This window comes from Streptomyces sp. NPDC006197 (genome assembly GCF_040613865.1).
GTDB lineage: Bacteria > Actinomycetota > Actinomycetes > Streptomycetales > Streptomycetaceae > Streptomyces.
The window spans coordinates 17,732-28,844 of record NZ_JBEXSZ010000107.1 but is presented as its reverse complement, the minus strand read 5'-3'; the positions used below and the strand labels follow the sequence as shown (position 1 = coordinate 28,844).

Genomic DNA, 11,113 nt, shown 5'->3' with positions numbered 1-11,113 from the left:
AGGGAGACCGGCTTGAGGCCGTCGGCGCAGCGGCGCGCGACCTCGCGGCCCGCGGCCGTGGAGCCGGTGAAGGTGACCGTGCCGACGGCCGGGTGGTCGCAGAGCGCCCGGCCGGTGTCGGCGCCTCCGTACACGGCGGTGAGGACGCCCTCGGGCAGCAGCCCGTCGGCGGCGCGGTCGACGAGCCGGCGCAGCGAGAGCGGCGTCTCGGGCGCGGGCTTCACGACGACCGTGTTGCCGTACGCGAGGGCGGCGGCGATCTTCCATACGGCAAGCAGCAGAGGGTAGTTGCCGGGGGCGATGGCGGCGACGACGCCGACGGGCACCCGGTCGGTGTAGGTGCGCATGCCGGGCCCGGCCGGATGGGTCTCCCCCACCGGGTGGCGGGCGGCCGCGGCGAACCAGTCGGCGACCCGGGCGGCGAAGCCGACCTCGCCGAGGGCGCGGGCGGTGGGCTTTCCCGTGGTGCGCTGCTCCAGGGCGGCGAGTTCCTCCAGGTCGTCCCGGATGAGGTCCGCGAGCCCCCGCAGGAGGGCGGACCGCTCCCCCGGCGCGGTCTCTCCCCAGCCGTCGAGGAACGCGGCCTCGGCACGCCGTACGGCCCGGTCGACGCCGTGCGCGTCGGTGTCGGCGACGCGCGCGGTCTCCCGCCCGGTGGCGGGGTCGAGCACGGCCCTGCCCGCCTCGGGCGGCGCGTCCAGGACCTCCGTCATCCCAGCACCTCCGCGTGGCCCGCCAGGTGCAGCTCCGCGTCGAGGGCGGCGGCCAGGGCGAGGAAGGGATCGCGGCCCATGCCCGCGCGGGCGCTGCCGAGAAGGCGGAGGTCGTAGCCGTCGGGGTGCTGCCAGAAGGCGTCGCAGGCGCCGTACACGGCGCTGAGGTGGGCGAGGTGGAGCGGGCGGCCGTCGGCGAGGGTGTGGAGTTCGTCCACGGCCGGGTGCTTGTCACGCTTCGGCGGGAACTCCAGACGCCCGCCGCCGGTCCTCTGGGCGGTGAGGCGCAGCTCGTCGCCGGTCGGCGTGGTGTAGACGACTTCCAGCTCGCGGACGGTGTCGCCGTCGCCGAAGGTGGCGGCGCTGTTCGCGCGGAAGGGGCCGACCGTGACGGGAACGCCCTGCGCGGTGAGGAAGGCGGTGACCCGTTCCGAGGGGATCCAGTCGCCCTCGTGCTCCTTGCCGCGCCGGTGGAAGTGGTACGGCCCGGTGGGCACCGAGACCATGTCGGCCGGGTGCCGGGCCCAGTAGCTCAGCTCCGAGAACGGCGTGGCGAGGACGCGCGGCACCGCTTCGGCTACGGCGGGGCGCAGCCCGGCATAGAGGGCGACCAGCTCTTCGTCGGTGAACTCACCTTCCAGAACGGAGAGTTCGACGGTGGTCCCGGCGAGACGGGCACTGCCGGCCCGGTGCTCCATGTAGTCGGTACCGAGCCAGGCCACCCGGCCGTCGCCGATCTCGTACGGCCGGGTCTCGCTGCCCCACAGGCAGGGGTGGTCGGCGGCGGGGAAGGCCCAGTCGTACAGGAACTGCTTCAGGCGCAGCCGCCGTCCGCCACCGGAGATCTCGGTGCGGTACCCGGCGGGGTTGGCGTCGCTCCAGGGGCTGCGGCCCTCGGCCGCGACGCGGCCGGGGGGTGCCTCGCGGCGGAGGGTCCCGACGGAGGTGTCGCAGCCCTCGGGCAGGACGGTGGGCCGCCACAGCACGAAGGGGCACCACTCCTGGGCCCGATCCTCCTCGATGACCGGGGGGACCGGGTCAAGGTCGGACGCGCTCGCCAGGACCCGCGGGCGCCAGTGCGGGACGGAACTGCTCACCATGACTCCTCGATTCGGTTCTGAACTCCGCGAGGTGGCCGAGCCAGGCGGAGGTGGAGGCCAGGAACATCCATTCGCCGACGCCGAGTTCGGCTCGGATTCCGGCCGGGACGGACGGCAGTCCGAAGGGGCTGTCCATGTCCTCGGCAAGTTCGGTCAGCCGACGGACGTAGCCCGGGTCGGCGGGGCTGGGGAAGCCCTGCTTGCGGCGGTTCCGCACGGGCTCCGGCAGCAGGTCGCCGAGGGCGTCCTTCAGAAGGCCCTTGTGGGTGCCGGGCTTGTTGGAGTCCTTCAGGTGCTCGGGGCAGCGGAAGGCCAGCTCGGCGAGGGTGACGTCCTGGAAGACGGGCCGGTCCTCCAGGGTGTAGGTCGCCGAGGTGACGTCGACCATGTCGTTGACGTACACGAGGAAGCGCCGCATGAGGTGGTGCCGGCCGCGCTTGAGCGGGGACGCCGTCTTGATGGCCCGGTACTCGTCCATCGTGCGGGCCCAGACCCGGTCGGCGACCTCGTTCATGTCGACGTCGAGCTCCTGGGCCATCCAGGTGACGAGCCGGGCCCAGACGGGCCGTTCGTCGGCGTGCAGCCGGTGGGTGAGGTAGTGCCGGCCGTGGATGTAGGTGGGCGCGTACGGGTCGACGACGGGGAAGTAGCGGCCGTCCTGGTAGCCCCAGAGCTCGTCGGCGCCGTGCCCGGAGTAGACGACCACGTTCTTGTCGGCGGCGATCGTGCCGTACAGGTGGTGCATGGCGAGTTCGGCACCGTGCAGCAGCGGGCGCATCAGCCGGGTGGGCAGGATGGGAACGAGTCCGGCGGCCGTGTTCTGGTCGAGGTCGCAGACCGTCAGCGGGACGCCGAGGCGTTCGGCGACGCCGGTGGCGTACGCGACGTCGTCGCCGGAGCCGCCGATGCCGTCCTGGTAGCGGAGCACATAGGCGTCGAGCGGGGTGCCCCGCGCGGTGAGGCCGGCGACGATCGCGGTGCTGTCGACGCCGCCGCTGAGAACGGCCGCGCGCGGTACGTCGGAGACGGAGCGCTGTTCGATCGCCCGGTCGAAGGCCGCCCTGATCTCGTCGGCCTCGATGGGATCGTCGACGGAGGCCGGTTTCCAGTAGCGGTGGGTACGCAGCCGCGTCCGGTCGATGGTCAGGTACTCGGCGGGCTGGAGCGACCGGACTCCGCGCAGCCAGGTGTGGTCGTCGGCCGCGTCCATCCGGATCCAGGAGCGCAGCACGAACTCCTCGGGCTCCACCTCGGCCGCGATGAGGCCGGTGCGGAGCAGCACGCCCTGCTCGGAGGCGAAGATCAGGCCGCCGTCGACGTGGGCGTAGAAGAGCGGCTTGACGCCGAAGTGATCACGGGCGAGGACGACCCGGCCAGTGGTGGTGTCGTGCCAGGCGAGCGCGAACATGCCGTCGAGGGGCCGCAGCGCCGGGCCGGGCTCGTCCTCGCGGCATATCTGCTGAAGGACGAACTCGGTGTCGCAGGTGGTGCGGCGCGGCCAGAGCGGTGGTGCCGGCGAACGCGAGCCGTACACCTCGCCGTTGTGGACGAGGACGACCCGTCCGGTGGGGTCGGCCATGGGCTGGTCGCCCGCGTGGGAGCGGTCGCGGATCGCGAGCCGGGTGGCGCACAGCATGACCGTGCCGCACTCGGAGACGTACGGGGCGCAGGAGCCCTCGCCGCGGTGGGCCATCGCCTCGGTCATGGTGCGGCCGAGGGCGTCGAGCCAGGCGGCGTCGCGCCGGCCGTCGAGGCTGACGAAGCCCGCTATACCGCACATGTGCCGACCGTCCTGTCGGACCAGACGCGCCGCAGGCCGGCGAGGGCGTCGGTGAAGACGTGCTCGATGCCGTGGTGGCCGCCCTCGTGCTCCCCGTAGTGGTGCGGGACGCCGTGGGCGTCGAGGGCGGCGTGCAGGGCACGGGCGCCCCAGTGCATGCCGTACTCGTCGCGTTCGCCGACGCTGAGGTGGAGGTGGTCGAGGCGGGTGAGTGCCTCGGCGTGCTCGTCCAGCATGCGTACGGGGTCGTGGGTGAGCCAGCGCTGCCAGACCTCGTCGCGGAAGACACCGGTGTCGGGGTCGCAGGGCAGCGCGTCGGACGGGCTGGTCCAGGGGTCCTCGGCGTAGCACATGCCCATGGCGATGATGCTCATGGCGACCATGAACGGCACGTCGACGGGGCCGGTGGCGCGGCGGGCGAGCAGCGCGTCCATACCGCCGGCGGCACGGATGGTGTCGAGGGTGCGCGGCAGGAGCGGCAGGTAGCTGTGCTCGAAGCCGGCGTCGGGCGAGCAGGCGATGACCGAGCCGAAGAGGTCGGAGGTCATGCCGGCGATCAGCGCGCCGTAACCACCGCTGGACTTGCCGCCGATCGCGCGCCAGCGCGGCTCGGGCCGGGTGGCGAACCGCCGGTCGACCGCCGCGACGATCTCGGCGAGGTATCCGGCGTAACGGCCGGAGGAGGCGGAGTCGATGTACTGGGAGCCGCCGTAGGAGGTGGTGCCGTCGGGGACGACGAGCAGAGCGGGTGGCACCCGGCCGTCGCTCATGGCCGTGCGGAGCCGGTCGGCGACGGTGGTTCCGAAGGCGAGGGCCTTGCCGGCGAGGCTGGGGTGGGCGCCGAAGCCGGGCAGCCAGTAGACGACGGGGAACGGGCGGACGCCGTCGTACCCGGGCGGCAGATGCACCTCGACCCGGCGTGTGTGCGGGTCGCCCAGCGGGTTGTCGCGCAGGCAGGCGCTCTCGTGCTCGAAGACCACGGTCTCGGAGAAGTCGCTCACGGCCGGCTCGCCTCCCGGAGTTCCCGCTCGACGTGGCGGGTGTAGTACGAGGGGTGGTGGAAGACGGCGGACAGCAGGACGCCGTCGCTCGCCCACAGGCCGAAGGAGCTGCCGAAGAGGAGGTCGGCGCCGAGCATGGCCTCCAGGGTGCTCGCGGCCATCTCGGTCCAGCCCTCGGCGTGGGTGACGTGGGAGCGGGCGGGGCCCGCGCCGAGCTTCGTCACCCGGCCGGCGACCGGGTCGAGGAGGTAGGAGGTCTCCTCGCCGCTGTCCTCGTACAGGGAGACGACGTGCCGTCCGGCGCCGTCGTCGAGTGCCCGGTACCAGTAGTCGGTGGCGACGAGCAGGTCGAGGAGTTCGCGGAGCAGCTCCTCGGCGGGCCGGTTCTGCCTGCCGTAGCGGTCGAGGGAGGCGTCGAAGGCCGGGACCGGCGTCTTCGGGTCGAGTCGGACAGCGGCGTAGACCTCGTCGAAGTCGTACGCGTCGGGGGCGACCGGCCCGTCGACGAGGACGGCCTTCCCTCCGCCGACCTCCAGAACCTGGCCGGGGCCCCACAGGAGGCCGGCCCGGCCCCGCTCGGTGAGGCGCGCGAGGGCCTCGACCGGAGTGAACGGGAACATGGTGTGGTTGCACCAGTCGTAGTCGCGGTCGGTGTCGCCGCTGACGCGCCAGCCGAAGGAGGACGGCACGGTCAGGGCGGCCGGCAGGGAGTCCACGTACCGGTCGAAGTTGGCGACGGCGCGGGCGCGGATGCCCTCCGGGTCGGTGAGCGGGCGGCGCTCGGTGAGGACGCCGGGCGGCGAGACGCTGTGCGTGGGAACGAGCGCGAGGTCGAGCTTCGGCGCGTCCTCGCGCTGGAAGGCCTCGACGGTCGCCTCGTGCAGGAGCGCGTCACCGCAGATCATGACGGCCGCGTCCGCGGTCTCGACGAGCACGCTCATCTCGGGGAAGGAGACGGCGGACGGGAAGGTCCGCAAGGTCGCCCCGCCGAGGGTGACGGTGTCACCGGGCCTCACCGGGCACAACCGCTCGAAGCCGAAGCGGCGCAGCGTCCAGGAGATCGCCTGGTGGCCGAGGCCGGAGGCGGTCAGCGTCGGCGGCACGGGGCCGACCGGGTAGACGCAGGTGACGCCGGCGCTCTGGCGGGGGCTGTCGTCGAAGTCGACGTCGGCGCCGTCCACGAGGAGGCCGAGGGAGGGGAAGTGGTGGTGGTCGAAGTGATGGTGGCTGAGGACCACGCAGTCGACGCCCTCGTCGAGGACCCTGCGGACGAGGTCGTCCTCCAGGGGCGGGTGGTGCTCCCAGAAGCGGTCGAGGCGCTGGGTCAGCCACGGGTCGAAGAGGATCCGCTCCTGGCCCGTCTCGACAAGGACGGCGGCGTGGCCGAGGGAGGTGAGGCGCATCAGTCGTCCGCCTCGTACACGCAGCGGAAGCCGACCTCCATGTGCCGGTCGGTGATGAGGTCCTTGCCTCGGTAGAAGGTGGTGAGGCAGGTCGGCGGGGAGGTGAACGTGCCGCCGCGCAGCACGTGGAAGGCTTCCTTGCGGTTCATGAAGTCCAGCGGGTGGCGGCCCTTGAAGAAGGGGTCCATGTCCTCGCCGGTGTAGAAGTTGGTGCGGGTGAGCTCCCAGACGTTGCCGGACATCTGAAGGACGCCGTAGGGGCTGGCGCCCTCGGGCAGCGCGTCGGCGGCGAGCACGGGGTGGGCCGGATTCTCGCCCTGCTCGACGGTGACGAGGAGCGCTTCGAGGGAGTCCAGGTCGGCGACGGCCTGGCCGAAGGACCGCTCCACGTAGTTGACGCGCTCGGGATCCCATTCGTCGCCCCAGGGGAAGCGGCGGCCGTCGACACCTCGGGCGGCCTTCTCCCACTGGACCTCGCTGGGAAGCATGCCGCCGGCCCAGGCGGCGAAGGCGTACGCGTCGTACCAGTCGATGCCGACGACGGGCATGTCGGGGGCGTTGAAGCGCGGATCGTGCCAGTGGGCGGGGCGGTGCGAACGCTCCAGCGGCTGGTCGGGGTGGTCGAACTCGCCGGAGTCGCCGACTTCTTCGAGGAACTCGCGGTAGCGGGCGTTGGTGACGGTGGTCCGGTCGATGAGGAACGCGGGCACGTCGACGGCGCGCAGGGCAGTGTCGTCCTGGGCCATGCGGAAGGCGTCGGGCTGCTCGTCGGCGCCGATGATCGCGGGGCCGGCGGGGACGAGGACGACGTCCTCGTGACGGCGGACGCGCTTGCGGGCGGCGGCGACCCTGGACCGCATCTCGGAGAAGTACTCGTCCTCCAGGCGGCGCAGCTCGACGGGGTCCTTGGTGCCGAAGACGGCGATGAGGGCGCGCTTGGTGAGCGCGGCGCCGCAGCCGACGGGCTTGCGGGCCCAGTCGGGGCGGGTGAAGTTGCTGGGCCAGCCGGAGATCCGGATGAGGTCCGGGACGGCGACGTCGATGCGGTGGTCGGTGATGACCTTGAGCGCGGTGAACGCGACCCAGTCGACGGTGTCGTGGGTGGCGGCGGCCACGGCGGTGTCGGCGGCCTCATCGCCCGCGTGGTGTCTGGCGAGGAGCCGGACGGCGCCGGCGCGGACGGGCCACTCGGGGTGCGAGACGGCGATACTCGCGAGGAGCGGGATGCCGTCGGTGGTACGGCCCTTCTCGTCGGCCAGTGCGACGACGCGTTCGACCGACGCCCAGTAGCGGTCGTCGGTGGAGTCGTCGATCACCAGCATGTCGGCGGGAATGTCAATGACCTGCGAAACGCGATTTCCTACCACTTCAACCTCTCTCGGGCGACGTGCCGCCCGTACGGAACCGAGTTCCATACGGGCGGCGCGGTACGCGTCGTGCATGCGCAATTCACCGAGTCAGCGAATTACCACTTGCTGGTCTCCTGCTGCGCGTCACGGGTCTCGATGAAGTCACGGTCGCTCATGGGTCACTCCTTCCTCTCAAGAGAATTCATGGGTCCGGTCGACCACATGCCCAAGGACCTTACGCGGCTGGTGAAACGGGCGACAACAGCCACGGAATATCAGCAGTTGAACATGAACGCCGCCCGAATCGTCCGGGTAGGTTCGCGCCCATCCGAACCGGAGAAAGGGAGGAAGAATGGCGGACACCTATTCCCGCGAGATGCGGGAGAACGGGGTCGTACGGCTGCCCGGGCTTGTCGGCGGCGCGGAGCTGGCCGAGCTGCGGAGCGCGGTAGGCCGTCTCGAGGAGTCGGCCCGCGACCGCACGGCCTCCAGCGGGGACTTCGTCCTGGAGGCGCCGGGCATCGGCGGGTGGGCGGCCTGGCAACAGGGGTCGGGCGCGCTGCCCGGCGTGCTGCGGTCGGTGGACCGCATCCATGTGCACGAGCCGGCCTTCGGAGCCGTGCAGCAGTCCCTCGGCCTGGCCGAGGGACCGGTACGGGCGGCCTCGGGCACGACGGGCACGCTGGTCAACTCGTTCCTGTGGGCGAAGCCGCCGGCGGTGGGCTCGGCGAAGCCCTGGCACCAGGACATGGCGTTCGCGCCGCCCGGGTTCGCCGCCGGGGAGCACGGCATCGTGACGATCTGGATCGCCCTGGAGCGAGCCACTCCGTACAACGGCTGCCTGGAGTTCCTTCCGGGTTCACACGTCCTCGGGCTGTTCCCGCACACCGGGGACCGGGAGCGGCTGCCGGGCGAGGCGCCTCTGCGGCGCGCGGTGGAGCCGCACGTGGCGGACGAGCACCTGCCGCGTACGGCCGATCCGGTCGCGATGCCGCTGGAGCCGGGCTCGGCCGTGATGTTCGACGGCATGGTGCTGCACCGCTCGGCGCCCAACACGACGGCCTCGGAGCCGCGTACGGCCGTCAGCTTCGTGTACCGGGTGCCGCGCCCGGCCTGGACGCGGACGGAGCCGGCCGCCGCCCCGGTGTGACGTTCGACTGCGGCGGGGCAGCGGTCGAACGCTCCTCAGGAGTCGGTCGCGGCCCCGTCGAGGGCGTAGAACCCGGCGCCGTCGAGGTGCCGGATGGTGTTGAGGTCACGCCGCACGACCTCGTCGAGCTCGTGCAGCAGCGTCACGATGACCGGGTACGTGAGGTCGTCGACGGTCCGCCGGATCCCCTGGCCCGGCTGGACCAGGGGCGTCAGGGCGTGGAGGCTCTCCAGACGCTCGATCTCCTCGATCCCCCGGTACGCGCGGAGCACGCCCTCTACGGGCGAGACCATGCCGTAGATGGCGGCGTACCGGCGGATCTCGTACGGGGTGCCGGCCCGCTCGTGGAAGCGCTCGGGCCGCAGGAAGGCGTCGACGGTCCACTCCAGCTGGGACTCGCCGATACCGAGGCCCGCGGCGGCGGGGATGCCGCCGCCCGCGATCCGGGCGCCGACCTCCACCAGGCAGGGCCCGGTCGGAGTCATCCGGATCTCCAGGTGGGCGGGGCCGTGCCGGACACCGAGGGCGTCGAGGACGCGGAAGGCGTAGTCGGTGAGGGGTTCGACGACCCGGCTGCCGGAGTCGATGAGGGAGAGCGCGTCGCAGAGGTCGACGACCCCGTTGCGGCTGGCGCGATCGGTGCGCCAGACGTCGCACACATGATGACGGCCGTCGCGGCTGACGGTGTTGACCATGTACTCGGTGCCTGCGAGGTACTCCTGGACGACGGCCCCGTTGTTGGGCTGGGAGAAGACGTCGTCGGCGTCGGCGAGGAGGCGGAAGGCGGCGACCGACTCCTCGGGGGTGTCGCAGAAGGTGACACCCTGGCTGCCGGAGCCGCGCGGCGGCTTCACGACGACCCGGCCGCCGAGGTCGCGGTGCCAGGCGGCGAGCTCCTCGGCATCGGTGGCGAACAGTTGGCGGGCGGCCCGCAGCCCGGCGGCGCGGATCGTCTCGATCATGAGGTGCTTGTCGCGACGGGCCGCGCTGAGGGCGGTGCCGTTGCCGGGCAGTCCGAGGTGGCCGGCGAGCAGGTCGGCGAGTTCGACGCCGATCTCGCCTCCGGAGACGACGGCGACCGGCGCGAATGCCGCGACCGCCTTCGCGGTGGCGACGACATCGCCTTCGTGGGTGATGTCGGCGATGAAATCCTCGGGGACGTAAGGGGCCGAACGGTAGACGTACGGGGTCTCGCGCGTGCTCTGGACACGGACGACGGAACATCCTTGCCGAAGGAACTCGAGAACGAGTGAACGGACGCCCGCATAGGCGTCGACCATCACGATGCAGGGATTGCCGGGAAGATCCTGGGCGACTGTTGTCATATGTTCGACGATAGGCATCCGGGCCGTTCGCCGAAATCCTTTCGCCTCTGGCATCCTCCAGCCTCTGGAGGCCTGCTAATGACATTTTTCCGCACGTATGCGCGCTCACCTCGATGCATTCCCGTCCTGCTGTTCGTCAACACGTCCGGGAGTTTTCTGCTTCTTGTGAGCCTGTCCACCCACATCGGCTCCGTCACCGGCTCGGGACTGCTCGCCGGCGTCGTCCTGAGCGCCCCCTGGCTGCCGGCGCTGCTGCTCGCCGCGCCGCTCAACCGGCTGCTCGCCGGCCACGCCCCGGAGCGGCTCGTCCGCATCGCCGAGGCGGCGAGCCTGCTGCTCACGGCGGCGGCCCTGGCCGTGCCGGGCGGCGCGCTGCTCGCGGTCGCCACCGGCCTGGTCGTCGCCCGCGGCTTCTTCGAGGCGGTGACCCGCTCGGCCACCTCGGTCGTGCTGCGCGGCACGGTATCGAAGGAGCGGCTCGACCGGGCCAACACCTACGCCGAGATCGGCAAGTTGACCGGGGTCAGCGTGGGCGCCGCGCTCGCCGGGCCGGCTTCCTCGGTGCTCTCGCCGCGCGGACTGATCGCGCTGAACGTGGCGACGCTCGCGCTCTCCGCGCTCCTCGCCTGGGCGCTGCCGTCCGTGACCAGGGCGGCCGGGGAGAGCGCCGCGTCACCGGCGAAGTCCGAGGCCGGGGCGCGGCTGCGGGTGGAGGACCCGGTGGTCCGCCGCCTGTTCGTCCGCTTCCTTCTGGTGGCGTTCTGGCAGGGCTTCCACACCGTGGCCGTCACCGTGATCCCGCTGCGTCTCCTCGACGGCGACACCCGGCTCGTCGGTGTGTTCGTCGCGGCCTCGGCCGTCGCGATCTTCGCCGGTTCACTCGCCGCCCTGCCGGCCCAGCGGTATCTGGATCATGTGCCCTCGACCGTATGGCTGGTGCTGCCGATGGCGCCACTGCTCGCGGCGGTGCTGGCGGCGAGCACCGTCCCGACGCTGGTGCTGTACGCGGTTTTCCTCGTGCTCTTCGAGCTTGCCTTCGTGCATCACAACAACCGGGTCCTCGCGGCCGTCTCGGACGAGGAGCTGTCCTCGGTGGTGACGCTGCGGGCGACCCTGCTGCCCTCGGGCGTGGCCGTGTCGATCCTGGTCATGGGCGCGCTGAGCGATCTGGCGGGTCCCGTGCCGGCCGTCCTCGCGGTCGTCGTCACCACGCTCGCGGTCACCGCCGCGACCGGTGCCAGTCGGCAAACTCGGAGAAGCCCCGTACCCGACGCGTGACCAGGATGGCAGGG

Annotated in this window: 9 protein-coding genes; 2 read left to right on the top strand and 7 right to left on the bottom strand. The window is 72.0% G+C overall.

Going from position 1 to position 11,113, the window contains the following annotated elements; translation table 11 throughout:
• The 6 genes from ABZ318_RS27905 to ABZ318_RS27880 all read right to left on the bottom strand — a co-directional run.
• The coding region (locus ABZ318_RS27905) for an aldehyde dehydrogenase family protein (protein ID WP_356905236.1) at positions 1-713 on the bottom strand (713 nt) is incomplete at its 3' end.
• Complete coding sequence (locus ABZ318_RS27900) at positions 710-1,813, bottom strand: hypothetical protein (protein WP_356905235.1); 1,104 nt, start codon at positions 1,811-1,813, stop codon at positions 710-712. The genes ABZ318_RS27905 and ABZ318_RS27900, both read right to left, overlap by 4 nt.
• A complete protein-coding gene (locus ABZ318_RS27895) occupies positions 1,752-3,593 on the bottom strand; it encodes an asparagine synthetase B (protein WP_356905234.1) in 1,842 nt (613 codons plus the stop codon). Before ABZ318_RS27895 ends, ABZ318_RS27900 begins: the two co-directional genes overlap by 62 nt.
• Positions 3,581-4,594 (bottom strand): alpha/beta hydrolase-fold protein, encoded by a 1,014-nt coding sequence (locus tag ABZ318_RS27890; protein WP_356905233.1) that lies wholly within the window; start codon positions 4,592-4,594, stop codon positions 3,581-3,583. The genes ABZ318_RS27895 and ABZ318_RS27890 overlap by 13 nt, the downstream gene beginning before the upstream one ends.
• The gene (locus ABZ318_RS27885; RefSeq protein WP_356905232.1) at positions 4,591-5,997 is read right to left on the bottom strand and encodes an MBL fold metallo-hydrolase; all 1,407 of its coding nucleotides are present in this window, start codon (positions 5,995-5,997) and stop codon (positions 4,591-4,593) included. The genes ABZ318_RS27890 and ABZ318_RS27885 overlap by 4 nt, the downstream gene beginning before the upstream one ends.
• On the bottom strand, positions 5,997-7,319 hold the full coding sequence (locus ABZ318_RS27880) for an SUMF1/EgtB/PvdO family nonheme iron enzyme (RefSeq protein ID WP_356905231.1): 1,323 nt from the start codon (positions 7,317-7,319) through the stop codon (positions 5,997-5,999). The genes ABZ318_RS27885 and ABZ318_RS27880 overlap by 1 nt, the downstream gene beginning before the upstream one ends.
• Before the next feature lie 379 nt (positions 7,320-7,698).
• Between ABZ318_RS27880 and ABZ318_RS27875 the strand changes: the two genes are divergently transcribed.
• Positions 7,699-8,496, top strand: a complete 798-nt coding sequence (locus ABZ318_RS27875; protein ID WP_356905230.1) for a phytanoyl-CoA dioxygenase family protein — start codon at positions 7,699-7,701, stop codon at positions 8,494-8,496.
• A gap of 35 nt (positions 8,497-8,531) precedes the next feature.
• Here the strand turns inward: ABZ318_RS27875 and ABZ318_RS27870 are convergent, their stop codons facing one another.
• The gene (locus tag ABZ318_RS27870) at positions 8,532-9,821 is read right to left on the bottom strand and encodes an ATP-grasp domain-containing protein (protein WP_356905229.1); all 1,290 of its coding nucleotides are present in this window, start codon (positions 9,819-9,821) and stop codon (positions 8,532-8,534) included.
• On the opposite strand from ABZ318_RS27870, the gene ABZ318_RS27865 reads away from it, so the two are divergent.
• Positions 9,822-11,099, top strand: a complete 1,278-nt coding sequence (locus ABZ318_RS27865; protein WP_356905228.1) for an MFS transporter — start codon at positions 9,822-9,824, stop codon at positions 11,097-11,099. It abuts the gene before it with no gap.
• Positions 11,100-11,113 lie beyond the last annotated feature (14 nt).

What these genes read in the sequence shown, in the direction of transcription:
- ABZ318_RS27900 (WP_356905235.1), bottom strand. Translation starts at nt 1,813, where the DNA reads ATGGTGAGCAGTTCCGTCCCGCACTGGCGCCCGCGGGTCCTGGCGAGC.
- ABZ318_RS27895 (WP_356905234.1), bottom strand. Translation starts at nt 3,593, where the DNA reads ATGTGCGGTATAGCGGGCTTCGTCAGCCTCGACGGCCGGCGCGACGCC.
- ABZ318_RS27885 (WP_356905232.1), bottom strand. Translation starts at nt 5,997, where the DNA reads ATGCGCCTCACCTCCCTCGGCCACGCCGCCGTCCTTGTCGAGACGGGC.
- ABZ318_RS27880 (WP_356905231.1), bottom strand. Translation starts at nt 7,319, where the DNA reads ATGCTGGTGATCGACGACTCCACCGACGACCGCTACTGGGCGTCGGTC.
- ABZ318_RS27875 (WP_356905230.1), top strand. Translation starts at nt 7,699, where the DNA reads ATGGCGGACACCTATTCCCGCGAGATGCGGGAGAACGGGGTCGTACGG.
- ABZ318_RS27870 (WP_356905229.1), bottom strand. Translation starts at nt 9,821, where the DNA reads ATGACAACAGTCGCCCAGGATCTTCCCGGCAATCCCTGCATCGTGATG.
- ABZ318_RS27865 (WP_356905228.1), top strand. Translation starts at nt 9,822, where the DNA reads ATGTTCGACGATAGGCATCCGGGCCGTTCGCCGAAATCCTTTCGCCTC.